General features: G+C 66.7%; 26 protein-coding genes and 1 pseudogene. 13 read left to right on the top strand and 14 right to left on the bottom strand.

Features of this window, described 5'->3' with window-relative positions; genetic code table 11:
- Window positions 1-9: 9 nt before the first annotated feature.
- The 3 genes from yddG to LXM55_RS29030 form a co-directional block, all read right to left on the bottom strand.
- Window positions 10-924 carry an aromatic amino acid exporter YddG gene (yddG, locus tag LXM55_RS29040; protein ID WP_233323562.1) on the bottom strand — a complete coding sequence of 305 codons (915 nt, stop codon included), beginning with the start codon at window positions 922-924 and terminating at the stop codon, window positions 10-12.
- Between the two features lie 100 nt (window positions 925-1,024).
- Window positions 1,025-1,792 (bottom strand): helix-turn-helix domain-containing protein, encoded by a 768-nt coding sequence (locus tag LXM55_RS29035; RefSeq protein ID WP_233323561.1) that lies wholly within the window; start codon window positions 1,790-1,792, stop codon window positions 1,025-1,027.
- A 97-nt stretch (window positions 1,793-1,889) separates the two neighbouring features.
- Window positions 1,890-2,672 carry a hypothetical protein gene (locus tag LXM55_RS29030; protein WP_233323560.1) on the bottom strand — a complete coding sequence of 261 codons (783 nt, stop codon included), beginning with the start codon at window positions 2,670-2,672 and terminating at the stop codon, window positions 1,890-1,892.
- 420 nt (window positions 2,673-3,092) lie between these two features.
- Here LXM55_RS29030 and LXM55_RS29025 point away from each other — a divergent pair.
- The 3 genes and pseudogenes from LXM55_RS29025 to LXM55_RS29015 all read left to right on the top strand — a co-directional run.
- Window positions 3,093-3,272: pseudogene (locus tag LXM55_RS29025) on the top strand (GTP cyclohydrolase I); the annotation flags it as partial.
- Between the two features lie 42 nt (window positions 3,273-3,314).
- Window positions 3,315-3,842, top strand: a complete 528-nt coding sequence (locus LXM55_RS29020) for a chalcone isomerase family protein (RefSeq protein ID WP_233323559.1) — start codon at window positions 3,315-3,317, stop codon at window positions 3,840-3,842.
- Window positions 3,843-3,866: 24 nt separating this feature from the next.
- Window positions 3,867-4,394, top strand: coding sequence for a DUF3833 domain-containing protein (locus LXM55_RS29015; protein ID WP_233323558.1), 528 nt, complete (start codon window positions 3,867-3,869; stop codon window positions 4,392-4,394).
- A gap of 19 nt (window positions 4,395-4,413) precedes the next feature.
- On the opposite strand, the gene LXM55_RS29010 is transcribed toward LXM55_RS29015, so the two are convergent.
- The gene (locus LXM55_RS29010) at window positions 4,414-4,875 is read right to left on the bottom strand and encodes a thiol-disulfide oxidoreductase DCC family protein (protein ID WP_233323647.1); all 462 of its coding nucleotides are present in this window, start codon (window positions 4,873-4,875) and stop codon (window positions 4,414-4,416) included.
- A 158-nt stretch (window positions 4,876-5,033) separates the two neighbouring features.
- Here LXM55_RS29010 and LXM55_RS29005 point away from each other — a divergent pair, with 158 nt between their 5' ends.
- Window positions 5,034-6,359, top strand: coding sequence for an Nramp family divalent metal transporter (locus tag LXM55_RS29005; RefSeq protein WP_233323557.1), 1,326 nt, complete (start codon window positions 5,034-5,036; stop codon window positions 6,357-6,359).
- An 85-nt stretch (window positions 6,360-6,444) separates the two neighbouring features.
- Here LXM55_RS29005 and LXM55_RS29000 read toward each other — a convergent pair whose 3' ends face one another.
- Entirely contained in the window at window positions 6,445-7,377 is a 933-nt protein-coding gene (locus LXM55_RS29000; protein ID WP_233323556.1) for a LysR family transcriptional regulator, read from the bottom strand.
- Window positions 7,378-7,529: 152 nt separating this feature from the next.
- Here LXM55_RS29000 and LXM55_RS28995 point away from each other — a divergent pair, with 152 nt between their 5' ends.
- Window positions 7,530-7,994 carry a DMT family transporter gene (locus tag LXM55_RS28995; protein ID WP_233323646.1) on the top strand — a complete coding sequence of 155 codons (465 nt, stop codon included), beginning with the start codon at window positions 7,530-7,532 and terminating at the stop codon, window positions 7,992-7,994.
- 2 nt (window positions 7,995-7,996) lie between these two features.
- Window positions 7,997-8,443 (top strand): DMT family transporter, encoded by a 447-nt coding sequence (locus LXM55_RS28990; protein WP_233323555.1) that lies wholly within the window; start codon window positions 7,997-7,999, stop codon window positions 8,441-8,443.
- A 65-nt stretch (window positions 8,444-8,508) separates the two neighbouring features.
- Here LXM55_RS28990 and glcF read toward each other — a convergent pair whose 3' ends face one another.
- Genes glcF through glcD form a run of 3 tightly spaced genes read right to left on the bottom strand, consistent with a single transcriptional unit; the run spans window position 8,509 to window position 12,281 of the window.
- On the bottom strand, window positions 8,509-9,714 hold the full coding sequence (gene glcF / locus LXM55_RS28985) for a glycolate oxidase subunit GlcF (RefSeq protein ID WP_233323554.1): 1,206 nt from the start codon (window positions 9,712-9,714) through the stop codon (window positions 8,509-8,511).
- A gap of 3 nt (window positions 9,715-9,717) precedes the next feature.
- Window positions 9,718-10,782, bottom strand: a complete 1,065-nt coding sequence (gene glcE, locus LXM55_RS28980) for a glycolate oxidase subunit GlcE (protein ID WP_233323553.1) — start codon at window positions 10,780-10,782, stop codon at window positions 9,718-9,720.
- Window positions 10,782-12,281 carry a glycolate oxidase subunit GlcD gene (glcD, locus tag LXM55_RS28975; protein WP_233323552.1) on the bottom strand — a complete coding sequence of 500 codons (1,500 nt, stop codon included), beginning with the start codon at window positions 12,279-12,281 and terminating at the stop codon, window positions 10,782-10,784. Before glcD ends, glcE begins: the two co-directional genes overlap by 1 nt.
- 232 nt (window positions 12,282-12,513) lie before the next feature.
- On the opposite strand from glcD, the gene LXM55_RS28970 reads away from it, so the two are divergent.
- The gene (locus LXM55_RS28970; protein ID WP_233323551.1) at window positions 12,514-12,684 is read left to right on the top strand and encodes a metallothionein; all 171 of its coding nucleotides are present in this window, start codon (window positions 12,514-12,516) and stop codon (window positions 12,682-12,684) included.
- 49 nt (window positions 12,685-12,733) lie between these two features.
- Here the strand turns inward: LXM55_RS28970 and LXM55_RS28965 are convergent, their stop codons facing one another.
- Window positions 12,734-12,961, bottom strand: a complete 228-nt coding sequence (locus tag LXM55_RS28965) for a DUF6555 family protein (RefSeq protein ID WP_233323550.1) — start codon at window positions 12,959-12,961, stop codon at window positions 12,734-12,736.
- Between the two features lie 199 nt (window positions 12,962-13,160).
- Between LXM55_RS28965 and LXM55_RS28960 the strand changes: the two genes are divergently transcribed.
- The 3 genes from LXM55_RS28960 (at window position 13,161) to LXM55_RS28950 (ending at window position 15,215) form a co-directional block, all read left to right on the top strand.
- Window positions 13,161-13,928, top strand: coding sequence for an AraC family transcriptional regulator (locus tag LXM55_RS28960; RefSeq protein WP_233323549.1), 768 nt, complete (start codon window positions 13,161-13,163; stop codon window positions 13,926-13,928).
- Between the two features lie 117 nt (window positions 13,929-14,045).
- Window positions 14,046-14,219, top strand: a complete 174-nt coding sequence (locus tag LXM55_RS28955) for a DUF1427 family protein (protein WP_233323548.1) — start codon at window positions 14,046-14,048, stop codon at window positions 14,217-14,219.
- 39 nt (window positions 14,220-14,258) lie between these two features.
- Entirely contained in the window at window positions 14,259-15,215 is a 957-nt protein-coding gene (locus LXM55_RS28950) for a quinone oxidoreductase family protein (RefSeq protein ID WP_233323547.1), read from the top strand.
- A 30-nt stretch (window positions 15,216-15,245) separates the two neighbouring features.
- Here LXM55_RS28950 and LXM55_RS28945 read toward each other — a convergent pair whose 3' ends face one another.
- Both LXM55_RS28945 and LXM55_RS28940 read right to left on the bottom strand, forming a co-directional pair.
- The gene (locus tag LXM55_RS28945) at window positions 15,246-16,274 is read right to left on the bottom strand and encodes a purine-nucleoside phosphorylase (RefSeq protein ID WP_233323546.1); all 1,029 of its coding nucleotides are present in this window, start codon (window positions 16,272-16,274) and stop codon (window positions 15,246-15,248) included.
- 80 nt (window positions 16,275-16,354) lie between these two features.
- Window positions 16,355-17,302 carry a nucleoside-specific channel-forming protein Tsx gene (locus tag LXM55_RS28940; RefSeq protein WP_233323545.1) on the bottom strand — a complete coding sequence of 316 codons (948 nt, stop codon included), beginning with the start codon at window positions 17,300-17,302 and terminating at the stop codon, window positions 16,355-16,357.
- A gap of 366 nt (window positions 17,303-17,668) precedes the next feature.
- Between LXM55_RS28940 and kynU the strand changes: the two genes are divergently transcribed.
- The 3 genes from kynU (at window position 17,669) to LXM55_RS28925 (ending at window position 21,807) form a co-directional block, all read left to right on the top strand.
- A complete protein-coding gene (gene kynU / locus LXM55_RS28935; protein ID WP_233323544.1) occupies window positions 17,669-18,913 on the top strand; it encodes a kynureninase in 1,245 nt (414 codons plus the stop codon).
- A gap of 31 nt (window positions 18,914-18,944) precedes the next feature.
- The gene (locus LXM55_RS28930; RefSeq protein WP_233323543.1) at window positions 18,945-20,360 is read left to right on the top strand and encodes an amino acid permease; all 1,416 of its coding nucleotides are present in this window, start codon (window positions 18,945-18,947) and stop codon (window positions 20,358-20,360) included.
- Between the two features lie 115 nt (window positions 20,361-20,475).
- The gene (locus tag LXM55_RS28925; RefSeq protein WP_233323542.1) at window positions 20,476-21,807 is read left to right on the top strand and encodes an OprD family porin; all 1,332 of its coding nucleotides are present in this window, start codon (window positions 20,476-20,478) and stop codon (window positions 21,805-21,807) included.
- A gap of 83 nt (window positions 21,808-21,890) precedes the next feature.
- On the opposite strand, the gene LXM55_RS28920 is transcribed toward LXM55_RS28925, so the two are convergent.
- The 3 genes from LXM55_RS28920 to LXM55_RS28910 form a co-directional block, all read right to left on the bottom strand.
- Entirely contained in the window at window positions 21,891-23,243 is a 1,353-nt protein-coding gene (locus LXM55_RS28920; RefSeq protein ID WP_233323541.1) for an MFS transporter, read from the bottom strand.
- A gap of 104 nt (window positions 23,244-23,347) precedes the next feature.
- Window positions 23,348-24,337, bottom strand: a complete 990-nt coding sequence (locus tag LXM55_RS28915; protein WP_233323540.1) for an amidohydrolase family protein — start codon at window positions 24,335-24,337, stop codon at window positions 23,348-23,350.
- Complete coding sequence (locus tag LXM55_RS28910) at window positions 24,334-24,906, bottom strand: 3-hydroxyanthranilate 3,4-dioxygenase (protein WP_233323539.1); 573 nt, start codon at window positions 24,904-24,906, stop codon at window positions 24,334-24,336. The genes LXM55_RS28915 and LXM55_RS28910 overlap by 4 nt, the downstream gene beginning before the upstream one ends.
- Window position 24,907 lies beyond the last annotated feature (1 nt).

Here is a 24,907-nt window from a genome sequence, read left to right as displayed (position 1 = left end):
TGCCGCGCATCAGGCGCCTGGGGGGCGCCGGCCTGAGGTGGCAATCACTGCCCCGGCGATGATGAGGACCGCGGGCACCAGCAGGATCGGCTTGGCGTGGACCTGACCGGCGACGATCAGCAGCAGGGTGGAAAACAGCGGGGCGAGATAGGACAGCGCGCCGAGGCTCGCCAGGTTGCCGTGTTTGGTGGCGTGGTCCCATGCAAAGAACGCCAGGCCTACCGGGCCCAGCCCGAGGCCGATGATCGCCAGCCATTGCCCGGCATCGGGCTGAACCGTGGTTTCGAAGGCCAGGTGACAGAGCAATCCGGCCACGGCCACCAGGCCGCAGATTGCCCCGATGATGCTGCTGGGGACGTTGCTGAAGCGTCGATTGATCACCGAGTAACCCGACCAGACCAAGGCACAGAGCAAGGCGGCCGCATAGCCGGCGATCGGCATGCTGGCCACGCCTGACTGTGAGCGTTGCTGCATGATGAACGCCGTGCCGGCGAGCCCCAGGAGCGCTCCCAGCAGTTGTCGTGGGCGCAGTTGCTGACCACCCGTGACACTGGCCAGCAAAACCATCAGTAGGGGCCAGAGGTAGGCAATCAGGCTGGCCTCGGCCGGGGGCGCGGCCTTGAGGGCAAAGAAGTACAGCGCATGATAGGCAAAGATTCCCAGAAACCCCGTGGCCCAGACCTTCCACGGTTGGCGCCAGCCATGGAAGCCGGCGGTGCCTCGCAGCCCGAGAATGAGCAGGCTGGCGAGGAATGCCACGCTAAAGCTCAATGCCAGCAGCTCAAAGGGCGGAATGCCTGACGTCAGGGTGGTGAGCAAGGCCAGGCAGGACCACAGAAAAACCGCAATGACCCCCATGGCGGTTGCCCAGGCGGCAGGCCTGTGGGGCGTGGCTGCTTGGGTCGAGGTTGCTGGTTGTGTCATGAGGCCCGCCTGATCCGCGTTTCGAAGCGCGGATGATAGAAAAGGCGCTGGCCCGGGTATTGGCGTGGGCTGCCGAATACGTGTTCCAGGCTGCACGTTTTCAGGACGTGCTGGCGCCCCTTCGGACCGCTGCCGGTGTCAGGTTGCGGTTCTTTTTCAGCGCGTGATTCAAGGCGCTCTGGTCGGCGTAACCCGCACGCTGGGCAATGTCCGCGATCGACAGTCGAGTGTCGCGCAGCAGGTCCATGGCCAGGTCCAGGCGCAGACGCGTGACATGGGCAAAAGGCGTGGTTTTCAGGTGCTGCTCGAACAGTGTGTACAAGCGTCGTTCGCTGGTGCCTGAAACCCGGGCTATTTGCGCGGCGGTCAGATGCGTACCCAGATTGTTTTCGATATGGGTCAGGGCCCTGGCCAGGGTGAGTGGCCCGTGCTCAGGTGCATGGCCCGAGGGCTGGAGCAGGGACGCAATCAGCAAGGTACTCCAGGATTGTGCCACCTCTGACGAACGGCTCAGCAAGGCCTCGCTGTGCGTGGCGTAGTCAAGCAGGTGACGAATCGGCGGCCTGACCGCGAAGAAGCGTTGTTGCTGAAGCCGCTTGATGCTTTCTGCTTCGCTCTGGTCGGTGCCGGTCGAGGCGAGCGGCAGATCCAGCACCAGGAAGCGGTTGGCGGCGCTGGCGCAAAAGGCATGCGCGGTACCTGCCGGAATGATCACGCCCTGGCTCCAGTCGACTCGGCCGCCACGGCCATCGACCTCTATCTCCATGGCGCCTGATTGCGGCAGCACGATCTGGTGATAGTCGTGGTCATGCCGCTCAACCTGCTCCGAATAGGTTCGTAGGGCCCATGCAACCTGGAGTGTGCTCATCACGCTCTTCCACCTGTCTGAAAATCCGTCATGCAGGCGTGCCCAGGCCCGGCGTTCGCCACTGAATGCCGGGCGCGCGCGCCCGTTTATCGACGCTTCAAGGACGCTGCCCAGCGGCGGCGCCGAGGGTGTTTCGCGCCAACAGGCGCTTGCTCAAGCCCAGCACCAGCATCGACACCGCCACCGCCAATCCGAAGGCGAGCATTCCCAGCGTGGGCAGGGCCAGGGCCAGTACCAGGCAGAACGCCGCAAAGGAATACAGGCCGGTGGTCAACGAGCGCAATAGCACGGTGGTAAAGGCCACGCCGTGGCTCTGGTGGGAGAACACCGCCAGCACGCTGCCAAGCACCGGGAACACCGCGAGCATGCCGCTCCAGCGTTCGCCGACGGTGCTGGCCAGCAGGGTCACGGCCAGGGTCAGTGAAGCCCCGGCGAGCATCCGGTACGGCAGTTTGTCGGAACGTGGCGCGGGGGCGGCGGCCAGGTCGCCGACCCGGGGAAACAGGCGCGGCGCCAGGAGCAGGGCGCTGGCGGCGCAGAGCATGGAAAAGCCCAGGGAGGCTGGGACCTGGGCGATGGCACTGGCCAGCACGGCCCAGACCAGCGTCGCGATCGCCAGGGCCGCGGGCCAGGCAAGGCGCTGCGCGGCATGGGTGTAGGCGACGCTGAAGGCAATCATCGCCAGCACCGCCGACAGGGCGGCCAGCGCCGCGTGGGTGGCGAACGCCTGGCCTTGCTCCAGGGCGAGAAACAGCAGGATCGGCCCCACCACCACTGGAAACCCCGCCAGCCAGCCGGCGACATTCGGTCCCCAGCGCCTGCTCGCCAGGGAGATCAACCAGAGGAATCCGGGAACCGTCAGCAGTTTTAACAGCAGCATGCGTGCACTCAGCGGATGAACGGTGCGCCACGCTAGCATCCAGCGAGGCATTTGGCGCGTATCTGCTGCCAGGAAAGCGGTCGGGCGTGAAGCGCAGCGTCGGCTTTCTTGTACAGCGAAAAGGTTTTGAATCGATTAAATGCGGTTTTGTACAAGTATTTAGGCGTCTAAGGCGTTTTTTATCGATAAAAATTGTACAAAAATTAAATTGTCGTATAGGTTTTTAAGGGTGGGATGTGCTGATGCCTGCTCAGCCCTTTCAGGGGCAGGTTGTCGCGCTCCACGCTTTTGCGGCTCCGAGGTCAGGCCCGGGTGGAACCGGGGCTGGGTCAGTTAGGCAGTCGACCACCTCGGGGCCCTTTTTTCCTTGGCACGTGCAAGGAATTGCCCGACCCGCCAGTCTTTCGGAATCCATGCGCCATGCACGATCCTCTCTCCCGGCACTTTCACGGCATTCTCCAGGGCCTGGGTGAAGACCCGTCACGCGAGGGCCTGCGGGACACCCCGCAGCGGGCCTCAAAGGCCTTGCGCTATCTGTGTCACGGCTACGACACCCGCCTCGACGAGTGGGTCAACGGTGCGCTGTTCAGCTCCAGCAGCACCCGCCAGGAGTTTCTCCAATTGCTGCCCAGGCGTTCCTGAATGAACCGCACCGGGCGTGTTTCGTTGACGCGCTGGCTGTGGCTGCTGGTGCTGCTCAGCGCCACGGCCAGCGCCGGCTGGCAGGCATCGCTGCCCGAGGCCCGGCTGCTGGGCAGCGGCGAGTTCAGCTGGTTCGGCTTCAAGGTCTACCACGCGCGGCTCTGGGGCAGGGCGTTGCCGCTGACGGACGACAGCCCCTTCGCCCTGGAACTGACCTACAAGCGCAGGATCCGCCGCGACGAGCTGGTGCAGACCAGCCTCGACGAGATCCAGCGCTTGTCCGGCACTGCGGTCAGCCCGGCGCAACTCAAGGACTGGCAGGCGCAGATGCAGCGCGCCTTCGTCGATGTCGAACCGGGCCAGCGCATCACCGGGGTGTTCCTGCCCGGCCGCGGGGTGGCGTTCTTTGTCGACCAGCGCTTGCCGTACAGGGTGGACGACCCGGCCTTCGCCCGCGCGTTTTTTGCCATCTGGCTCGACCCGCGCACGCGCAATCCGCAGCTGCGCGCACAACTGCTGGGCCAATAGCGGCCGCGGCACAGGAGATTTGCCATGTTGAAGCATTGCCTGCTGGTGCTGTGCCTGGGGCTGGTCGCTTGCAGCGATACCGACGTCAAGCACTACCGTGAACAGCAGCCCGCGCTGGAGCTGCGGCAGTTCTTCAGCGGCCGGGTCGAGGCCTGGGGGCTGTTTCAGAAACGCTCCGGCGAGGTGATCAAACGCTTCCACGTGCAGATCGACAGCCGCAGCGAGGGCGAGAAATTCATCATGCACGAGGACTTCACCTACAGCGACGGCACCCGCCAGACCCGGGTCTGGACCCTGGTCCCCACCGGGCCCGGGCTGTGGCGCGGCACCGCCGACGACGTGGTCGGCGAGGCCCTGGGCGAGGTGTCCGGCAATGCCCTGCGCTGGCGCTACGTGCTCAACCTGCCGGTGGACGGCAAGACCTACCAGGTGCACTTCGACGACTGGATGTACCTGTTGGATGAAAACACCCTGGCCAATCGTTCCTACATGACCAAGTTCGGCTTCGAGCTGGGGCAGGTCAGCCTGTTCTTCCGCCGCCAGCCCGGCTGACGGGCGCTTGAGCCGGGGCTCAGGACGGGTCGTCGAGAAAGCGTCCGCGATGCTCGGGGCTCGGCAGCAGGCACACCTCATGGCGGCCGAACCAGCGGTAGCGGTTGCCGGCGATGCGGTCATAGGCCCAGTCCCGCAGTGGCCGCGGGATCCAGCGCAGCAGGCGCAGCCAGCGCCAGGGCGCGGGCAGTTGTGCCATCAGGCGGATAAAGGCCTCGGAACGCTGGGACAGGCCCTGGTCCTCGATCAGCAGCACCGTGTCGAACCGTTCGGTGGGCTGGCCGAACCACTTCAGCAGGGCCTGGCCCTGGGGTGATTGCATCGACGCCAGCTTGATTCGCCGCTGGCGGTCGTGGCGGATCACGAATTGCACCGAGGCATTGCACAGCTTGCACACCCCATCGAACAGCAGGACCCGGTCGCCGGGTTGCAGGAAGGGCGGCTGGCTATCGGGTTGTGGCGTTGTCGCAGGGCTGTTCACGGGGGCCGCCTCGGGTAGGAAGTCGATGCCTGCTGCAGGCGTCGACTGGGTCTGGAATGGCAGCAGCATACGCGCCTTCAAGGTCAAGATTCAGGCTTGGGTGCCCGCGCTGAAACCTCTAAGCTGGGCCCTTGCTCCAATCCGTCGTGGAAATCCCCGTGAAATTCAGCCTGCCGAAAATCGCCACAGCGCCCTTTTGTCCGCCGGAAGTGGCGGGTTCCGTATCCGTCGATCCCCGTGCCTCGTTGTTCAAGCGCCTGCTGCGCTTTGCCGGCCCCGGGCTGCTGATCTCCATCGGCTACATGGACCCGGGCAACTGGGCCACGGCCATCGAGGCCGGCTCGCGCTATGGCTACAACCTGCTGTTCGTGGTGCTGCTGGCGAGCCTGGCCGGCATGGCGGTGCAATGCCTGTGCTCGCGCCTGGGCATTGCCACGGGGCGCGATCTGGCGCAGCTGTGCCGGGAGCGCTACAGCCGCCGTTCGGCCCGGGCCCAATGGCTGGCGGCCGAGGTGTCGATCATTGCCACCGACCTGGCCGAAGTGCTGGGCTGCGCCCTGGCGTTCCACCTGTTGCTGGGGGTATCCCTGAGCACCGGGATTGTCATCACCGCCTTCGACACCTTGCTGGTGCTGGCCTTGCAGAACCGTGGCTTTCGCCGGCTGGAGGCGATCATGCTGGCGCTGGTGGCGACCATCGGCGTGTGTTTCTTCATTGAGCTGCTGCTGATCAAACCCCACTGGCCGGACGTGGCCCGGGGTTTCACCCCGTCGCTCTCGGCCATCAGCCAGGCCGCGCCGCTGTACCTGGCCATCGGCATCCTCGGGGCCACGGTGATGCCGCACAACCTGTACCTGCACACCTCCATCGTGCAGACCCGGCTGATCGGCCAGGACCGGGCCAGCCGCGCCGACGCCATCAAGCTGGCGCGGATCGACACCATCGGCTCCCTGGCCCTGGCGCTGCTGGTGAACGCGGCGATCCTGATCCTCGCCGCCGCGGCCTTCCACAACACCGGCCACAGCGACGTGGTGGAGATCCAGGACGCCTACCACCTGCTCGACCCGCTGGTGGGCGGGGCCCTGGCCAGCGTGCTGTTCGGCGTGGCGCTGCTGGCCTCGGGGCAGAGCTCGACCTTCACCGGCACTATTGCCGGGCAGGTGATCATGGAGGGTTACCTGAACCTGCGGATTCCCTGCTGGCAACGGCGTCTGATCACCCGCGGGCTGGCGCTGATCCCGGCGTTCATCGGCGTCTGGTTGCTGGGCGACGGCGCCGTGGGCCAGTTGCTGGTGCTGAGCCAGGTGGTGCTCAGCCTGCAGTTGCCGTTCGCCCTGTACCCGCTGATTCGCATGACCAACGACCGGCGCCTGATGGGCGAATTCGTCAACCGCTGGCCGACCCGGATCCTCGCCTGGAGCCTGTTCGCCATCATCAGCGCGGCCAATGCCTGGCTTCTGTTGGAAACAGCGGCAAGCTTCTAGCGGCAAGCTGCAAGCTCAAGCCATCCGCGCCATGCTTTGCGCTTGCAGCTTGCAGCTTGCAGCTTGCAGCTTGCAGCTGATCGCGCTAGCGATCCCAGTAAGGCTCGGGGCCGAATTTCTCGACGAAGAAGTCGATCACGGTGCGCACTTTCACTGACAGCCGTCGGCTGCCGGGCCACAGGGCAGCGATCTGTTGCGGTTCGAGGCTGGTGGCCACCTCGAAGCCTTCGAACAGCACCACCAGACGGCCCTGGTGCAGGGCTTCGCCAATCAGCCAGGAAGGAAACATCACCAGCCCCAGGCCCTGTTCGGCGGCCTGGGTCAGGGTGTCGGCGTGGTTGCCGGTCAGCGGGCCCTTGACGCTGTAGGGCGTCCAGTCTTCCCGGCCCCGGCGGAAGAACCAGCGCTGCTGGCCGGTCTCGCCCTTGTAGGCCAGGCACTGGTGCTGGTGCAGCTGCTCCGGGTGTCGCGGTGTGCCATGCCGGGCCAGGTAGGCCGGGCTGGCCGCCACCCGGTAGCGCTGCGGGGCCAGCAGGCGCGCTTGCATCGAGGAGTCTTCCAGGGTGCCGATGCGAAACAGCAGGTCGGTGCCGTCCTGCAAGGGGTCGATGTAGTTGTCGGTCTGCTGGATGTCCAGTTGCAGCTTGGGGTAGCGACCCAGCAGTTCGCCAAGCCAGGGCGACAGGTGACGCTGGCCGAACACCACCGGGGCGTTGATCCGCACCAGCCCGGCCGGTTCGTCCTGCTGTTCCTGCAGCGCCTGTTCGGCTTCTTCCCACTGCGCCAGCACCCGCCGCGCATGATGGCCCAGCAGGCGCCCGGCCTCGGTGGGGCTCACGGCGCGGGTGTGGCGGTAGAGCAACTGCTGGCCCAGGGCCTGTTCCATCAGCTGGATCTGCCGCGAGATGGACGAGGGCGCCAGCCCCTCGCGGCGCGCCACGGCCGAGAAACTGCCCTGGTCGAGCACCGCGATGAACAGGCGCAGGGCCTTGAAACCGAGGTCGTTGAAGCCTTGCATGGGGGAATCCTGCTGTGCGTTTTGCGCAAAAGAGTTGTCGGCATGCTGGCATTTATCGCAAAGCTCGTGCAATCGATAATGCCGGCCATTCCTTGATGTCGAGCAGGTGTCGCATGTCCTCTGAAGCTTTAGATACACCGCTGCCGAAGCCGATGGCGGGCGCCGTGCCCGCTGCCGGCTGGCAGCGCCTGATGTTGTTGCCGCTGGTGATCCTGGCCGGCATGGGCCTGTCGGTGGAGGCCGGCTTGCTCGGCCCGCTGGGCGCCCAGGTCGGGCACTTGTGGGCCACCCTGAGCATCTTCGGCGTGGGCGCGGCGCTGCTGTTGCTGATGCTGTTGTTTAGCGGTCCGCAACCGGGGCCAGCCCTGAGCCAGTTGCCGCGCTGGCAGCTGCTCGGCGGGGTGCTGGGGCCGATCTACGTGGTGGTGCTGACCCTGGCCACGCCGCATATCGGCATTGCCATGACCATGATCGCGATCCTCTCCGGACAGGTCGGCAAAAGTGTGCTGATCGACCATTTCGGCTGGTTCGGCAGTGCCCGCAAACCGCTCAATGTCGAGCGCGGGCTGGCCCTGGCGCTGATTGTCGTCGCGCTGATCCTGATGGCCCGAGGTTGAAGATGAAACTGATTCTATTGCTGGTCGTGGTGGTGGCCGCCGGTGCGCTGCTGAGTGTGCAGGCGGCGATCAATGGCCGCCTGGGGGAGCGCGTCGGGGTGCTGCGCAGCAGCCTGCTGACCTTTGCCGTGGGCGCCTTGATCACCGGGCTGCTGATTGTGTTTTTCCAGCCCCCTCAGGCCATGAGCCTGTTGCAGGCGCCGAAATGGCAACTGACTGGCGCGCTGTTCGGCGTGGTCTACATGCTGGTGATGGTCGGCGCGGTGCCGCGGGTGGGCACCGCGGTGGCCACGGTGGCAGTGATTCTCGGGCAGTTGGGCATGGGCATGCTGATCGACAACTTCGGCTGGTTCGGCAACCCGGCCATCGAGCTGTCCTCCAGCCGTCTGCTGGCGATGCTGTGCCTGGCCCTGGCGCTGCTGTTCATGTATCGAAGCTGCAAGCCATAAGCCATAAGCCGCAAGCCGCAAGCCGCAAGCCACAAGCCACAAGCTTGAAGCTTGCCGCTTGGCGCTTAGTCCAGCACTTCGATCCAGTGGCGGACCGGGGTCCGGCCGGCGCCGTCGAGGTGGGTCTGGCAGCCGATATTGGCGGTGACGATAAGGTCCGGCCGGCCGCTTTCCAGGGCCCGCAGCTTGTCGTCCCGCAACTGCCGCGCGAGCTGCGGCTGGGTCAGCGAATAGGTGCCCGCCGAGCCGCAGCACAGGTGGCTGTCGGGCACGGCGGTGAGGGTGAAGCCCAGGCGTTGCAGCAGGCTTTCCACGGCGCCGCCGAGCTTTTGCGCGTGCTGCAGGGTACAGGGGCAGTGGAAGGCCAGCCGCTGTTCGCTGTGGGCGCCGAGCTGTTCCACGGGTTCGTTGTGCAGCACCTCCACCAGGTCCCGGGCCAGGGCGCTGACCTGCCGGGCCTTGTCGCGGTAGGCCGGGTCGTGGGCCAGCAGCTGCTGGTACTCCTTGATGAAGGCGCCGCAGCCGCTGGCGGTCTGGATGATCGCCTCGGCGCCCTGTTGCAGGTGCGGCCACCAGGCGTCGATGTTGCGTCGGGCACGCTCCAGGCCAGCGGCCTGGGCGCCCAGGTGATAGTCCACGGCGCCGCAGCAAGCGGCCGCGCTGACCGGCTGCACGCTGATGCCCAGGCGATCCAGGACCCGCGCCGTGGCGGCATTGGTGTTGGGCGACAACCCCGGCTGCACGCAACCTTCGAGCAACAGCACGCGCCGCGAATGGCGCGGGGTGGGGCGCGGCTTGGCCGTGGGCAGCTGGCGCGGCAGCTTGTCCTGCACCGCCTGGGGCAGCAGCGGACGCAGGCGGCTGCCGCTGTTGATCAGGGCCTTGAACAGCTGCGGGTTGGCGCAGAGGACCCGCAGCCCGCGGCGCAGCAGCTGCTGGCCGGCGGGCCGGGGCAGGGCGGCATCGACCACGGCGCGACCGATGTCCAGCAGGTTGTGGTAGTCGACCCCGGACGGGCAGGTGGTTTCGCAGTTGCGGCACGCCAGGCAGCGGTCCAGGTGCACTTGTGTCTGCGCAGTGGCCGGGGCGCCTTCGAGCACCTGCTTGATCAGGTAGATGCGCCCTCGCGGGCCGTCCAGTTCGTCGCCCAGCAACTGGTAGGTGGGGCAGGTGGCGTTGCAGAAGCCGCAATGCACGCAACTGCGCAGGATGCGCTCGGCTTCGGCGGCCCGGGGCAGTTGCCGGGCCTCGGGGCTGAGGGTGGTCTGCATGGTCTAGAGCTCCGCGTAGAGTCGGCCGGGGTTGAAGATCCCTTGCGGGTCCAGCTGCGCCTTGAGCCGTTGGTGGTAGTGCAGCAGGGCCGGCGCCAGGGGCTGGAACGGGCTGTCTTGCAGGCCGTGGCTGTAGCAGCTGGCGTGGCCGCCGACGACACCGACGACGGCGCGGATCTCGGCGGCCGTGGCGTCGGTCTTCAGCCAGCGCTGGGCGCCGCCCCAGTCCAGCAGTTGTTCGCCGGGCAGTGCCAGCAGCGGCGTGTTGTGCGGCAGCGACAGGCGCCACAGCGGCAGGCCGGGGTTGAAGAAGTCCAGCTGCTGTTCATTGAGCTGGCTCCAGTAGCCCGAGTCCAGAGGCTCGCCGCCCAGGCGCTCATGGGCCGCCGCCACTGAACCTTCGCCGCCTTCCAGGCGCAGGTGCAGGCGCTCGCCGTCATGGCAGGCCGCGCTGATCGGCAAGGGCTGCTGGCCCCATTCGGCCAGTTGCGCGAGGGCGCGCTGGCGGTCCATTTCCAGGCTCAGGCTCAGGCATTGCCGGGGCTTGGGCAGGACCTTCAGCGAGACTTCGGTGATCAGCCCCAGGCAGCCGTAGCTGCCGGCCATCAGCCGCGACAGGTCATACCCGGCGACGTTCTTCATCACCTCGCCGCCAAAGCGCAGGTGCTGGCCGCCGCCGCTGATGATCCGGGTGCCGAGGACGAAATCCCGCACCGCGCCGGCCCAGGGCCGACGCGGCCCGGACAGGCCGCTGGCGAGCATGCCGCCCAGGGTCGCGCCGGCACCGAAGGACGGCGGCTCGCAGGGCAGCCTCTGCCCGGCGGCGTCCAGGGTGGCGTGCAACTCACTGAGCGGGGTGCCGGCCCGGGCGCTGATCACCAGCTCCGTGGGGTCATAGCTGACGATGCCGCGATGGCTGCGGGTATCGAGGATTTCCCCGGCGCACTCGCGGCCGAGAAAAGCCTTGCTGTTGGAACCCTGGATGCGCAGCGGGGTATGGCTCTGCAGGGCGTCGCGCACCTGTTCGAGCAACGCCTCGGCGGCGTCGAAATCGCTGTCCGTGCTCATCAGAACCGCTCCAGTTCGGGGAAGGGCAGTTGCCCGTGATGGATGTGCATGGCGCCAAATTCCGCGCAGCGTTGCAGGGTCGGGATGTTCTTCCCGGGGTTGAGCAGGCCGCTGGGGTCGAAGGCCGCCTTGATGGCGTGGAACAGGTTCAGTTCGTGGTGGTTGAACTGGGCGCACATCTGGTTGATTTTTTCCCGGCCCACGCCGTGTTCGCCGGTGATGCTGCCGCCCACCGCCACGCACAGTTCGAGGATCTTGCCGCCCAGGGCCTCGGCCCGTTGCAGCTCGCCGGGCTGGTTGGCGTCGAACAGGATCAGCGGGTGCATGTTGCCGTCGCCGGCATGGAACACATTGGCCACCCGCAGTTGGTGCTCCTCGGCCAGGCGGGCGATGCCCCGCAGCACCCCCGGCAGCTGGCGCCGGGGAATGGTGCCGTCCATGCAGTAGTAGTCCGGCGCCAGGCGCCCCACCGCCGGGAAGGCGTTCTTGCGCCCGGCCCAGAAACGCACGCGCTCGGCTTCGTCGCGGGCCAGGCGCACCTCGCTGGCGCCAGCACGCTGCAGCACCTGGCGCACCCGCTCGCAGTCGTCGTGGACATCGGCTTCCACGCCGTCCAGTTCGCACAGCAGGATCGCCTCGGCGTCCACCGGGTAGCCGGCGTGGATGAAGTCCTCGGCGGCGCGGATCGCCAGGTTGTCCATCATCTCCAGGCCGCCAGGGATGATCCCCGCGGCAATGATGTCGGCCACGGCGCGGCCGGCGGCTTCCACCGAATCGAAGGCCGCCAGCAGCACCTTGGCGATCTGCGGCTTGGGCAGCAGCTTGACCGTGACCTCGGTGATCACCCCCAGCAGGCCTTCGGAACCGGTGAACAGCGCCAGCAGGTCGAAGCCCGGCGAATCCAGGGCCTCGCTGCCCAGGGTCAGGGGCTGGCCCTCGACGCTGAGCATCTGGACCTTGAGCAGGTTGTGCACGGTCAGGCCGTATTTCAGGCAGTGCACGCCGCCGGCGTTTTCCGCGACGTTGCCGCCAATCGAACAGGCGATCTGCGAAGACGGGTCGGGGGCGTAGTACAGGCCGAAGGGCGCGGCGGCCTCGGAGATGGCCAGGTTGCGCACCCCGGGCTGGAGCCTGGCACAACGCGCGGCGGGGTCGATCTGCAGGATGTCCTTGAAGCGCGTCATCACCAGCAGCAGGCCTTTCTCCAGGGGCAGGGCGCCGCCGGACAGGCCGGTGCCGGCGCCCCGGGCCACCACCGGCACGCGGCGCGCATGGCAGATCTGCAGGATGCGCTGCACCTGGTCCAGGTGCCGGGGCAGGGCCACCAGCATCGGCGTGCTGCGGTAGGCGCTGAGGCCATCGCACTCGTAGGGCTTGAGCTGCTGCTCCTGGTCCAGCAGCTCCAGCTCCGGAAGCTGTTGGCGCAGGGCCTGGATCAGGGCTTGGCGGTCGACCTTGGGCAGGGCGCCGTCGAGGCGTTCGTCGTAGAGCATGGTCATGGCGGCGAAGGACCTTGAGTGGTTTTGATCAGGTCGCGACAGCGGTCTCAGCGGCTCTGGTGTCCGTCCGTCCGCGCTGGCGCTGGCTGAACCACTTTAGTCGCTTGTGGCCGGGTAAGGGCAGCGGATTGGCCTAACCTTTTCAAGTACTCGACCCCGGCGCTGGGCGCCGCTGTTCCAGGCGCTGCGCTGATCGAGTCTCATCAGAAGGCCGTTCAAGAGGAATCCAGCCATGTCCAATGAAACCTGTGCCTGTCCGGCTTGCACCTGCAAGCTTGGAGCCCATCCGATTGTCCGTCACGGTAAGCACTACTGCTGTCAGGCGTGCGCCGATCACCACGCCCATGGTGAGCCTTGTGCCTCCACCGAAGGCTGCAAATGCGCCAAGGGCGCCCACGGCTGAAGCGGGTAGGGCGGGTGGAGCCGCAGGGCCCCACCCGCATCGGCGGCGCCTAGACCGAAGGGCGCCAGGTGACGTTCTCGATGCCGAACTTCTCGGCTATGGGCTTGCTGGTTTTCTTCACCCGTTCGCGGCCGAAGCGGCCGATGCGTCCGACACCGGCATCGCAACTGGCCCAGTGCCAGGCCTCGGCGTTGTCCATCTTGTCCTGGCGGATGATGAAGGACTTGGGCGCGCCGTGGAGGGTGTATTCGATGACGAAGAGTTTTGCGTTGTTCATAGAGCCGTTCTTCCTCCCTGTGATCCTTGAGTGATCCTGCGGGCAAGAAAAAATTCACTTTGATTGTCCGACTCTGGCGCCAACGGTCCTTGCTGCCGGGCCCCTGAAAAGTGCCTGCTCCCGGGGCGCTTTGCGGCGTCTGGCGGGCGCTGCGGCCGCTGGTTACCATGGGCCCCCGCCGACCCGTAGCGAGCTTGTCATGGCCCTGGCCACCCCTCCCGATCTGAGCGACCCCGCGATCCCGGTGCAACCCCTGGCCCGCACCTATCCGCGCGGTTTGTTCATCGAGCCGCATGACCACGCCTGGGGCCAGTTGCTCTATGCCATGAGCGGGGTGATGTGGGTCGAGACGCCCGCCGAGGCCCTGGTCGTGCCGCCGCAGCGCGCGGTCTGGCTGCCACCGGGGGTCAGCCACGGGATTCGCGTGGTCAGCGACCTGCAGATGCGCAATATCTACCTGCGCCCCTCTTTGGCGGCGACCCTGGACCCCAGCGTCCAGGTGCTGCAGGTGGACAACCTGCTGCGGGAGTTGATCGTGCGCCTGGTGGAGCTCGACCCGCCGCAGCCGGAATACTACGAGGCCCTGGTCGCGCTGGCCCTGCTGGAGCTGCAACGGGCCCGCCGCTCGCAGCTGAAGATTGCCCTGCCGGACGCTTCCGACCGGCGCTTGAGCAGCCTGTGCCAGGCGGTGATGGCGGCACCGTCCCTGGCTATTTCCTTTGAACAGCACGCCGACGCGGCGGGGGCCAGCGTGCGCACCCTGGCGCGGCTGTTCAAGGAACAGTTGGGCCTGGGCTTTGCCGAATGGCGGCGCCAGGTGCAATTGGCCACCGCTGCCGCGGAACTGATCCAGGGTGTACCGGTGAGCCGCATTGCCCGCGAGCTGGGCTATTCCCCCAGCAGCTTCAGCGACATGTTCCGCCGCGAACTGGGCGTCGCGCCTTCCCAGTACGCCAGCCAGGTGTAGCCGCTCTTGGCCGAAATCCTGAAGCACTTGGCCGATGCCGCTGGCGCCCGCCACCTAGACTGTGCCGCACACGCCACCTCACCCCCGGCATGAGCCGCCACGCCTCTGGAGTGCAGCATGAACTACCTGATGTCCCTGGCCGCCGGCCTGTTGGTCGGCCTGCTTTACGGCGCCTTGCAGGTGCGTTCCCCGGCGCCGCCGGCGATTGCCCTGGTGGGCCTGCTGGGCATGCTTGGCGGTGAGCAGTTGTGGCCCCTGGGGCGGCAGTTGCTCGGCAACTGGTGGTCTTGAACGAGCGTTTTTCTTTATTCCTGACGCATGGAACCGACGATGAAAGCACTGCAATTTTCCGCTACCGGCGACCTCGCCGCCCTGCACGTGGTGGACCTTCCCACCCCGGTGCCGGGTGCCGGCCAGGTACGGGTGCGCATCCAGGCCGCGGGCCTCAACCCCAGTGACGTGAAGAACGTGCTCGGACGCTTTCCCTACACCACGCTGCCGCGGATTCCCGGGCGGGATTTCGCCGGGGTGGTGGAGCAGGGGCCGGCCGAGCTGATCGGCCAGGAGGTCTGGGGCACCGGCAAGGAGCTGGGTTTTTTCGCCGACGGCAGCCATGCCCAGTACGTGGTGCTGTCCGCCCAGGGCGTGGCCCGCAAGCCACGGCACCTGAGCTTTGCCCAGGCCGCGAGCCTCGGGGTGCCGTACACCACCGCCTGGGATGCCCTGGAACGCAGCGGCGTGACGGCCGGTACGCGGCTGCTGGTGATCGGCGGCGGCGCGGTGGCCACGGCGGCCCTGGCCCTGGCCAAGGTGCGCGGGGCCCGGGTGCTGGCGGCGGCGCGGCGAGTGGAGCAGGTGCAGGCGCTGGAGGCCCAGGGCTATCCGACCCTGCACCTGCAACAGCCGCAAACCCTGGCGGCCCAGGTGGGCGAGGTGCACCCCGGCGGCGCGGAAGTGATCTTCGACACCACCGGTTTCTGGCTGCCGGCCTCGGTGCCGGCCCTGGCCACCTTTGGCCGCATCGCCATCATCGCCGCGCCGGCCGACGGCCTGGTGCAACTGCCGGCCCTGGCCCTGTACCGCAAGGGCGGTTCGGTGGTGGGCATCAACTCGCTGCTGTACGGCGTGGCGCAGTGCGCGGCGATGCTGGAGCAATTCGGCCGCTACTTCGATGAAGGCCTGCTGCCGCTGCCGGAAGGCTTGGTCGAATCGCCCCTGGAACAAGGCCAGGAGCGCTACGCCGAAGTGAACCAGGGGCGTGGCGAAAAAATCATCCTCATCCCCTGAACAGGGCCACCATCGTCCCCGTAGGAGGGATCAGGCGTCGGGCACGCCTGTTTCCCAGGCCGACCAGTTGCTGAGGATGTCCTGCACCAGCGGATTGCCGGCCCGGTAGAGGTTTTCCAGGGCCGGGACAAAACCGCCCTGGTCGGCGTACTTGAGCAGGTTGTCGACTTCACTGGCCCCCGGCGCCGGGCGGTCGAAGTCGGAGCCGGCGCGCAGCACCGCCAGGCGCTGGATGTCCACCAGGCCCTCGCGGCTGGCCCGCAGCAAGGCTTCGTAGGTGGAGTTGTCTTCCTGCTGGGTGGTGCAGTAGGTGCCTTTGTTGTCGGTCAGCAGGCGGGTCCAGACCTCGGCCCGTTCGCTGAGGCGGGTGCCGGAAAACCAGGTGTTGCCGGCCAGGGTGTCACAGCGGGTCACCACCGGCGGCTGGTTAGCCGGGGCCTTGGGGTATTTCAGGCGCCAGGCCGCCGATTCCTTGCTCTCGCTGAGGGGCACGTTGCGGCTCAGGGCGAAGGCCTTGGCTTGCAGTTTCGGGTTCAGCTCAAAGACCTCGGTCTTGTAGTCCAGGGGCGGTTTTTCAGCCGGGCCCTTGGTGTTGATCCCCAGGTAGCCGGTGGGCCAGCCCTGGGGCGCATCCCGGGAGTCGATTTCCCACTGGGTGCCGAACTCCACCAGGTAATGGGCCCAGGCCGCGGTGCCGATGGTGCCCTGGTGCGGGCTGATGCCGGCGATCCCGGCAATCAGGAAATAGCTTTTGCGCAGGTCGAACTTCGGCGACAGGGCCAGCGCCAGGGTCGAGGCCGCGGCATTGGCCTGGCCCATGCCGGTGGTCAACAGGCACACCTCCCGGTCGTTGCAACGAATGATCGGATACTCCGCCGCCAGCCCCGGCACACGGACCTCGCGCTTGAGCTCCAGGCGCTCGATCCAGTGCTGCGCCTCCGGCGCGAACATGCTGATCAGCACCACCTTGGGCCTGATCGGCGCCTCGCCGGCCCAGGCACCACTGGCGAGCGCAACACTCAAGCCCAGTCCCCACGAAACGGTTTTAATCCCACGCATACAACCTCCTTCATCTTCAGAAATATCAAGCATCAAGCTACAAGCCTCAAGCTACAAACAGACGGCGCTTGCCGCTGCTTCTAGAACTGATAACCGACCCCCGCGTAATAACCCCAGCCGTTGGAGCGGGCGCGGAACTCGCCATCGCCGAAATTCAGCACGCTGCCGTCCTCCCAGTTGCCGCCGTTGTGAAAGTAGCGGCCCACCAGGGTGAAGCGCAGGTGGGTGAAGGAATAGAGCAGCACGTTGGTGGCCACCGTGGCATTGGCGGTGCGCGCCGGGTTGTCCTGGTGCAGGTCGGAGCCGAAATCGAAGTTGGTGAAACCGATGTAGGTCAGCGAGGCGCCGTTGCTGAAGGTGTCGATGGGCACGATGTATTTCAGCTGGGCGCGGTAGCCGTCCCAGGAATATTCGTTGCTGGCGCCGTAGTTTTCCCACTGGTAGCGGCCGTAGAAGTTGGCCGAGAGGCTGACCCGCGAATGGGTGTCGATGTCGGTGCCCAGGCCGCTGTACAGGGTGTTGGCGCGGTTGGCGGTGCGGCTGCCGTGGTCGTAGATCCAGTCGAAGGCCACATACCACTCCTTGAACGGGCCGATGGCCAGGCTGCGGCCGGCCAGGTAGTCGATGGAGATCCGCGGTTCGTGCTCCATGAACAGCGGCGAGCCGTGGTCCCAGATGCCCTGGTCATGGCTGTTGCCGATATCGAGGATCTTCGGCAGGTCGATGTAGCCGTACAGCTCGAAGGGGCCCTTGCGCCCGAAGTATTCGTACTCCAGGTAGACGTCGTCCGCCGGGCGCGGGCCGAAGCTGATGTCCTTGCTGCCGATCAGCATCAGGTCCTGGTTGTACCAGTCGGAGAGGTAGGCGCCCTGTTTCGCCGGTTGGACCTCGGCGCTCAGGCGTTCGCCCTGGGCGGACTCGTCCGGCGCGGGCGATTGGGCCAGCGCGGCGTGGCTGAGTAGACCCGTAACGCCGGCCAGCCCGAGGGAAACAGCCCATTGGCCGTGACGGGGGAAGCGGTCGTGCATGGAAAGTCCCTGTTCGTGCGGTGTGAAGTCCCTGATGTCCGTTCTCGCCTGGGGCGGTGGCGAACACCCACAAAAATGCAACTCGCAAACGTTTGCATATGACGTACCAACTTGAAATAGCCTTCGCAAATAAAAGCTGCAATCGGTCGTCGACAGGGTTTTTGAGCCCGCGCTGTTCTGGCTGACGGCGCTAGGAAGCGGCCCCCGATGGAGGGCTGGCGGTGAGCGGGGTTGGGTATTACCAGCGGGAATATAAAGGGCCGCCTTTTCTATTATCCAGTAATGACGACCCTGGCTAGCATCCGGACTCGCTGGCGGCCTTTGCTGCGGCCCCGGCGCCCCAACCATCGACACCGAGGGATCGTCATGAGCCATTTAGCGCCCTGTACCCGGGAGCAGATCCAGCCGTTGGATCAGTCCGACCCGCTGGCTTTCTGTCGCCAGCGTTTTACCTTGCCGCAACACAAGATCTACCTCGACGGCAACTCCCTGGGGGCCATGCCGGCCCATGTGCCGGCGCGCCTGGAGCAGGTGCTCAAGGTGGAGTGGGCCCAGGGCCTGATCAACTCCTGGAACGACGCCGACTGGTACCCGGCGCCACAGCGCACCGGGGCGCGCATTGCCCGATTGATCGGGGCGAAGGGGCATGAGGTGATCGTCGCCGACTCCACCTCGATCAACCTGTTCAAGGTGCTGGTGGCGGCCTTGCGCATGCAGCCGTCGCGCCGGGTGATCCTGGCGGAAAACGGCAACTTTCCCACCGACGTGTACATCGCCCAGGGCGTCGCGGAACTGACCGGCTGCCGGCTGCAGTGCGTTGACCCGGAGCAGATCCTCGACGCCCTCAGCGACGAGGTGGCGATCCTGTCCCTGACTCACGTCAACTACAAGACCGGCCGCCGCTACGACATGGCGGCGATCACCGCGCGGGCCCATGAGCTGGGCGTGCTGGTGGTCTGGGACCTGTGCCACTCGGCCGGTGCCATGCCGGTGGAGCTGAACGCGGCCGGCGCGGATTTCGCCGTGGGCTGCGGCTACAAGTACCTCAATGGCGGCCCCGGCGCGCCGGCCTTTGTGTTTGTCGCCGAGCGGCATATCCCCCAGGTGCGCCAGCCACTAACCGGTTGGCACGGGCACGCCAGCCCCTTTGATTTCAGCCATGACTACCAGCCGCACCCGAGCCTCGACCGGATGCTGGTGGGCACCGCGCCACAGCTGGGTGTGCTGGCCCTGGAAGCGGCGCTGGAAGTGTTCGACGGCGTCGACCTGCAGGCCTTGCGCAGCAAGAGCCTGGCCTTGTCCGAGCTGTTCATCCGCCTCTGTGACGAGCAACTGGCCGGGCTGGGCGTGCAGTTGCACACCCCGCGCGACGCCGAGCAGCGCGGCAGCCAGGTGTCGCTGAGCCACCCCCAGGCCTACCCGGTGATGCAGGCCCTGATCGCCCGGGGCATCGTCGGCGACTTCCGCGCGCCGGACCTCCTGCGCTTCGGTTTTGCCCCGCTGTACAACCGCTATGAGGACATCTGGGACTGCGTCAGCGCACTGCGGGAGATCCTCGTCAGCGGGGAGTGGAACCAACCGCAGTTCCTGGCCCGCAAAGCGGTGACCTGAACCCCGTGCCCAGCCTTGGAGCAAGAGTGTCATGACAAAAACAATACGCACCTTCAAACAAGTGGCAGACCGTGAACAAGGCCTCAAGCAAAGCCTGAGCAGTGGCCAGCTGTCGATGATCGCGATCGGCGGGGCGATCGGCACCGGGCTGTTCCTGGGCAGCAGTTTCGCCATCGGCTTTGCCGGCCCCAGCGTGCTGCTGAGCTACGCCATCGGCGCGGTGATCGCGCTGCTGCTGATGGGCTGCCTGGCGGAAATGACCGTGCGCCATCCGACGTCCGGCTCGTTCGGCTCGTTCGCCGAATTCTACGTGGCGCCCTGGTTCGGCTTTGCCATCCGCTACGCCTACTGGGCCTCCATCGTGTTTGCCGTGGGCACGGAAATCACCGCCGCGGCGATGTACATGAAGTACTGGTACCCGGACGTCCCCGGCGGTTACTGGATGCTGGGTTTCTCCCTGGCGCTGATCCTGGCCAACGCCTTCAGCGTCAAGGTGTTCGGCGGCATCGAGTATGTGTTCTCGCTGCTCAAGCTGTGCGCCATCCTGGTGTTCATCCTGCTCGGGGCCTGGGTGGTGTACGGCGCGGCGCCCGGCTCCGGGATCGGCCTGGCCAACTACAGCAACGACGGCGGCTTCTTTCCCCACGGCGCCTGGGGCACCTGGGTGGCGGTGATCGTGGCGTTCTTCAGTTACTTGAGCATCGAGATGATCGCCGTGGCCGCGGGCGAGGCCAAGGACCCGGAACGTGCGGTAACCCGGGCCTTTCGCATCACCGTGGTGCGCCTGGTGGTGTTCTACCTGCTGACCATTGCCCTGGTCCTGGCCATCGTGCCCTGGAGCCGCAACACCGGTGGCGAAAGCCCCTTCGTCATGGTCATGGCCGCCACCGGCATTCCCTATGCCGGCGGGGTGATCAACGCGGTGATCCTGGTGGCGGCGCTGTCGGCGATGAACAGCCAGCTGTACATCACCACGCGCCTGATGTTCAGCCTGTCCCGGGCCGGCCAGGCGCCGGCGCTGTTCGGGCGCCTGAGCCGCAACGGCGTGCCCCTGGCGGCGCTGCTGCTGTCGTCCCTGGGGATTGCCCTGGCCACCTTGCTGTACCTGGCCTACGCCGACCAGGCCTTCACTTTGATGATGTCGATCGCCATGTTCGGCGCCATGTTCACCTGGGCCGGGATCTTTCTCACCCACCTGTTCTTTCGCCGGCAACAGGGCCCGGAACCCCTGGCGTTCAAGCTCTGGGGTTACCCCTGGACCAGCCTGGGAGGGCTGTTGCTGATGCTGGCGGTGATGATCACCACGCTGTTCACCGAGCAGTTCTTCCTGACCCTGGTCTGCGGGCTGCCGTTCCTGGCGCTGATCCTGTTGATCTACTACCTGCGCTTTCGCGGCAAGCGCCCGCTGGACGCCGCGGCGCCCAAGCCGTTGCCACTGCGTCCCTGAGCCTCGGGGCAACCCCGTGTGCAGGGGCCGGCAAGCCGGCTCCTGCGTGGGCTTTGGACACTGTCCAGCCCTGTACCCCGCCCCACAAAAACAATAATCCACCAAGGGTTTTGCCATGTCTGACGTCACGCGCCATTCACCGCTATTGCTGTTGCCGCTGCTGGGTTGCCTGCCCTGGACCGCCCACGCGTCCGAAGAAGGGCAGGCCGGTTTCATCGAGGACAGCCACCTACGCATCCTGGCCCGCAACTACTACCTCAACCGCAGCGTCCAGGACGGCCGTGCCGACCGCAAGGACTGGACCCAGGGCTTTATCGGCCGCTTCGAATCCGGGTTCACCCAGGGCACGGTCGGCGTCGGCGTGGATGCCTTCGCCACTCTCGGGCTCAAGCTGGATGCCTCCGGGGGCAAGACCGGCACCTACAACCTGCCGATCCACGACAACGGCAAGCCGGCGGACGAATATTCCAAGGCCGGGGCCGCGCTGAAATTGAAGGTCTCCAACAGCGTGCTGCGTTTTGGCGAACAGTCGGTGGACACCCCGGTGTTCGCCGTTGGCCACAACCGGCTGATCCCGGAAACCGCCACCGGCTTTGCCCTGGACAGCCAGGAACTGGACCCGCTCACGCTGCAGGCCGGGCATTTCACCTCGGCCACCGGCCACGTCACCACCAACAGCAACGGCGATCTCTGGGCCTTCTATGCCGGCGTCACCACCCCCTCGGTGGACTACCTGGGCGGCCAGTACCGGTTCACCCCGGACCTGGGCGCGAGCTTCTATGCGGCGCGTTTCGCCGACATCTGGAACCAGTACTACGCCAACCTCAATGGCCGTACCGACCTGGGGCAAGGCCGGCAGGCCGGTTTCGACCTCAACCTCTACCGCACCCTCGACACCGGTCGGGCCAGAGCCGGCGCCATCGACAACACCACCCTGGGCGCCTCGGTGTTCTATGGCCTGGGCGCCCATCGCCTGACCCTGGCGCTGCAGAACGTCGACGGCAATACCCCGTTCGACTACTTGGGCGTGGGCGACCTGGACCGCAACGGCCGCAATGGCCGTGACCAGGGCGCCTCGATCTACCTGCCCAACTCGGTGCAGTATTCGGACTTCAACGGCCCCAACGAACGCTCCTGGCAACTGCGCTACGACCTGTCGCTGGCCGGCTACGGCATGCCCGGCTGGAACCTGATGACCCGCTACCTGCGCGGCTCCGGCATCGACGGCACGCACACTCCGGCAGGCAGCGCCTACGCCGGGATGTATGGCCGGGACGGCGTGCACCGCGAGATCAACCTTGAGGCGCGCTATGTGGTGCAGAACGGTCCGCTGAAGGACCTGAGCTTTCGCCTGCGCCAGACCTGGCACCGGGCCAATGTGGCGCAGGGCGAGGGCAACATCGATGAGTTCCGGCTGATTACCGATTACCCGATCGATATTTTTTGACTCAACCCTGCCTGAACAGGTAAAGCCGCGCCCCCTAAAGGAGGCGCGGCTTTGTGCTATGGGACGCAAGCGCGTGCTCGTGCTCAGTCCAGCTCCACGGCGCTGCTCGCCGGCTCTGGGGTCGGTTGCCCCAGACGCTGCATCGCGCCCAGCGCCACCCCCGCCAACACCACCGGCACCGCGATCCAGGCAAAGAAGTGCTGCAGGTCGCCAGCGTGGGTGAACAGCCAGCCACCGAGCAGCGAGCCGACGATGGAACCGGCGCGGCCGGCCGCCAGCGCCCAGGCCACGCCGGTGGCCCGGGACGGGGTGGGGTAGAGGGTGGCGGCGACGACGCTGAGGTTGTTCAGGGTGCCGGTCAGGCTGAAGCCGGCCAGGAACACGATCGCCAGGGTGCCGGCGGCGCTGTGCAGTTGGCTGCCGGTCAGGGCCAGGGCGCAGGCGGCGATCAGGCACAGCCAGGGCAGGATGCGCAGGGCGCCGATGCGGTCCATCAGCAGGGCCATGGCGATGCCGCCGAGTACGCCGCCAAAGGGGATCATGGCGCTGATCCGTGCCGCGCCGCCGGTGTCGTAGCCGCTGGCCCGCAGCACCGTGGGCAGCCAGTTGGTCAGCAGGTAGAACACGAACAGGCAGCAGAAGAAGGTCAGCCACAGCAGCAGGGTGCGGGCCAGCTGGCCGGGGCTGAACAACGCTGAAAGCGGCGAGCGTGCGCCGGTCTCGCCGCTATCGCCCACCAGCCGGACGCGTTCCCAGTCGGACTGGCCGCTGATCCGGGTGACGATCCGGCGCAGGGCGTCGGCGTGCCGCGGGCTGTTGGCCATGAAGCACACCGACTCCGGCAGGGCCAGGTACAGCACCGGCAACAGCAGCAAGGGCGCCAGGCCGCCGATCAGCAGCAGCCCCTGCCAGCCCACCCGAGGCAGCAGCGCGCCGGCCACCGCGCCGCCCAGCGCCAGGCCCAGGGTGAAGCCTGAATAGCTCAGGGTCACCAGCAGCATGCGCCGGCGTGCCGGGGAGTATTCCGAGCTGAGGGTGATGCAGTTGGGCAGCACGCCCCCCAGGCCGATGCCGGTGATAAAGCGCAGCAGGCTCAGCACTTCGATGTTCGGCGAGAGGGCCGAGGCCAGGGTGCCCAGGGCGAAGATCGCCACGCAGGCCAGCAGCACGGTCTTGCGTCCGTGGCGGTCGGCCAGGGGGCCGAAGCAGAAGCTGCCCAGGAGCATGCCGAACAACCCGGCGCCGAAGGCCGGGGCCAGTTGTGCCCGCTCGATGTTCCAGTGCTGGATCAGCTCCGGGGCGATGTAGCCGATGGCGGCCGTGTCGAAACCGTCCAGCAGCACGATCAGGAAGCACAGCAATAGCACCCGCATTTGCAGGGGTGACACAGGGCTGCGGTCGATGAGTTCACTGAGGTGTTGCGTTCGCTCGTACATGGGTGGCTCCGTTTATAGGTTTTGTTCGAGGCGGGCATGGGGTGCCCGCCGGATGACCACGGTGACGGGTGCAGCGAGGGGGATGGGGGGCTGAGTGCGGGCACTCAGTTCAGGTTGAAAAAGGCCTGGGCGTTGCCGCCGAGCAGGCGTGCCTTGTCGGCCTCGGCGAGGGTCGGGTGCTCGGTTATGCCGCTGCCGATGCGCTGTTCGCCGAGGGGGAAGGGTGAGTCCGAGCCGAGCATCACCCGTTCGCTGCCCATGACCTCCACCAGCAGTTTCAGGGCACCGGGATCGAACACCGCCGAGTCGACAAAGAAGCGTTTGACGTAGCTGGACGGCAACTGCGGGCAGTCTTCGCGGACGATGTCGCGGTGGCGCCAGGCGTTGTCCACCCGGCCCAGCAGAAAGGCGAAGCCGCCACCGCCGTGGGCGAAGCAGATACGCAGCGATTCGGGCAGCCGCTCGAAGGCTCCGGAGAGGATCAGCGACAGAATCCCCAGCTGGGTTTCCGCCGGCATCGCCACCAGCCACGGCAGCATCCACTTGCGCATGCGCTCGCCGCCCATCATGTCCCAGGGGTGCACCAGCACCGGGATGTTGTTGCGCCCGCAATGGTCGAGAAAGGTCACCAGGTGGTCGTGGTCCAGGTCGTGATTGCCCACGTGGTTGCCGATCTGTACGCCCACGTGGCCGATGGCCTGGGCCCGGCTGGCTTCGGCGCAGGCCGCGTCCAGGTCCTGCAGCGGCACCTGGGCCAGGACCTTGAGCCGCCGTTCGTGCCCGGCGGTCATGGCCATGGCCCGATCGTTCATCAGCCGGGCCCAGGGCAGGGCCCGTTCGATGGGCGCGTCGTAGGCGAACATCACCGGCGTGGCGCACATGATCTGCAGGTCCAGGCCTTGCTCGTCCAGGTGCTCGACACGCCGCGCCGGGTCCCAGAGCACGTCGTGCACCGGGCGAAAGGCGCGGTCGCCGACCATGATCTGGCCCCGGGCGCCGTCCTTGTGCAGCCAGGGCGCGCGCACCGGGTCCAGGCGTGCGGCCTCGGCCTGGCTGATGTCGGGGAAGAAGTGCGAGTGCATGTCGATTTTCATAAGGGGGTCGCCGCCTTGAGGGTGTGGTGCCAGGTCTGCCAGTCGCGGCCCGGGTGGATTTCGCCGCAGCCGGTGCAGCGGCGCTGCTCCTGGCTGGTGGCGTAGAACTGCTCATAGACCGGCGGCAGGTCGTTGACGATGCTGTGCAACTGCATTTCATAGCGCTGGATCAGCGTGCCGCAGCGGGCGCAGGACCATTGCAGCGCATCCAGCAGGCCCTTGGGCCGCTGGCGCTCCACCACCAGGCACAGGCTGCCGGCTTCCGGGCGCTGGGGGGAATGGATGACGTGGGGCGCCATCAGGTAGATGTCGCCCTCGCGCAGGTCGATGCGCTCGTAGCGTCCGCGGTCCCAGATGTTCAGGTAGGCATTGCCCTTGAACTGGTAGAAGAACTCTTCCATGGGGTCGTCGTGGAAGTCGGTGCGCTGGTTAGGGCCGCCGACCACGGTGACCATGAAGTCGGCGTCCTGCCACACCTGGCGGTTGCCCACAGGCGGTTGCAGCAGGTGGGCGTGTTCATCCAGCCAACGGTTGAAGTTCAGCGGCGCGCTGTAGTGGTGCTTGTCCATT

Origin of the sequence: Pseudomonas sp. Au-Pse12, from assembly GCF_021341665.1 — a bacterium.
GTDB lineage: Bacteria > Pseudomonadota > Gammaproteobacteria > Pseudomonadales > Pseudomonadaceae > Aquipseudomonas.
The sequence above is the reverse complement of the archived record's forward strand: the minus strand, read 5'-3'. Positions and strand labels throughout refer to the sequence as shown.

What these genes read in the sequence shown, in the direction of transcription:
- yddG (WP_233323562.1), bottom strand. Translation starts at nt 924, where the DNA reads ATGACACAACCAGCAACCTCGACCCAAGCAGCCACGCCCCACAGGCCT.
- LXM55_RS29035 (WP_233323561.1), bottom strand. Translation starts at nt 1,792, where the DNA reads ATGAGCACACTCCAGGTTGCATGGGCCCTACGAACCTATTCGGAGCAG.
- LXM55_RS29030 (WP_233323560.1), bottom strand. Translation starts at nt 2,672, where the DNA reads ATGCTGCTGTTAAAACTGCTGACGGTTCCCGGATTCCTCTGGTTGATC.
- LXM55_RS29020 (WP_233323559.1), top strand. Translation starts at nt 3,315, where the DNA reads ATGAACCGCACCGGGCGTGTTTCGTTGACGCGCTGGCTGTGGCTGCTG.
- LXM55_RS29015 (WP_233323558.1), top strand. Translation starts at nt 3,867, where the DNA reads ATGTTGAAGCATTGCCTGCTGGTGCTGTGCCTGGGGCTGGTCGCTTGC.
- LXM55_RS29000 (WP_233323556.1), bottom strand. Translation starts at nt 7,377, where the DNA reads ATGCAAGGCTTCAACGACCTCGGTTTCAAGGCCCTGCGCCTGTTCATC.
- LXM55_RS28995 (WP_233323646.1), top strand. Translation starts at nt 7,530, where the DNA reads ATGGCGGGCGCCGTGCCCGCTGCCGGCTGGCAGCGCCTGATGTTGTTG.
- LXM55_RS28990 (WP_233323555.1), top strand. Translation starts at nt 7,997, where the DNA reads ATGAAACTGATTCTATTGCTGGTCGTGGTGGTGGCCGCCGGTGCGCTG.
- glcF (WP_233323554.1), bottom strand. Translation starts at nt 9,714, where the DNA reads ATGCAGACCACCCTCAGCCCCGAGGCCCGGCAACTGCCCCGGGCCGCC.
- glcE (WP_233323553.1), bottom strand. Translation starts at nt 10,782, where the DNA reads ATGAGCACGGACAGCGATTTCGACGCCGCCGAGGCGTTGCTCGAACAG.
- glcD (WP_233323552.1), bottom strand. Translation starts at nt 12,281, where the DNA reads ATGACCATGCTCTACGACGAACGCCTCGACGGCGCCCTGCCCAAGGTC.
- LXM55_RS28970 (WP_233323551.1), top strand. Translation starts at nt 12,514, where the DNA reads ATGTCCAATGAAACCTGTGCCTGTCCGGCTTGCACCTGCAAGCTTGGA.
- LXM55_RS28965 (WP_233323550.1), bottom strand. Translation starts at nt 12,961, where the DNA reads ATGAACAACGCAAAACTCTTCGTCATCGAATACACCCTCCACGGCGCG.
- LXM55_RS28960 (WP_233323549.1), top strand. Translation starts at nt 13,161, where the DNA reads ATGGCCCTGGCCACCCCTCCCGATCTGAGCGACCCCGCGATCCCGGTG.
- LXM55_RS28955 (WP_233323548.1), top strand. Translation starts at nt 14,046, where the DNA reads ATGAACTACCTGATGTCCCTGGCCGCCGGCCTGTTGGTCGGCCTGCTT.
- LXM55_RS28950 (WP_233323547.1), top strand. Translation starts at nt 14,259, where the DNA reads ATGAAAGCACTGCAATTTTCCGCTACCGGCGACCTCGCCGCCCTGCAC.
- LXM55_RS28945 (WP_233323546.1), bottom strand. Translation starts at nt 16,274, where the DNA reads ATGCGTGGGATTAAAACCGTTTCGTGGGGACTGGGCTTGAGTGTTGCG.
- LXM55_RS28940 (WP_233323545.1), bottom strand. Translation starts at nt 17,302, where the DNA reads ATGCACGACCGCTTCCCCCGTCACGGCCAATGGGCTGTTTCCCTCGGG.
- kynU (WP_233323544.1), top strand. Translation starts at nt 17,669, where the DNA reads ATGAGCCATTTAGCGCCCTGTACCCGGGAGCAGATCCAGCCGTTGGAT.
- LXM55_RS28930 (WP_233323543.1), top strand. Translation starts at nt 18,945, where the DNA reads ATGACAAAAACAATACGCACCTTCAAACAAGTGGCAGACCGTGAACAA.
- LXM55_RS28925 (WP_233323542.1), top strand. Translation starts at nt 20,476, where the DNA reads ATGTCTGACGTCACGCGCCATTCACCGCTATTGCTGTTGCCGCTGCTG.
- LXM55_RS28920 (WP_233323541.1), bottom strand. Translation starts at nt 23,243, where the DNA reads ATGTACGAGCGAACGCAACACCTCAGTGAACTCATCGACCGCAGCCCT.
- LXM55_RS28915 (WP_233323540.1), bottom strand. Translation starts at nt 24,337, where the DNA reads ATGAAAATCGACATGCACTCGCACTTCTTCCCCGACATCAGCCAGGCC.
- LXM55_RS28910 (WP_233323539.1), bottom strand. Translation starts at nt 24,906, where the DNA reads ATGGACAAGCACCACTACAGCGCGCCGCTGAACTTCAACCGTTGGCTG.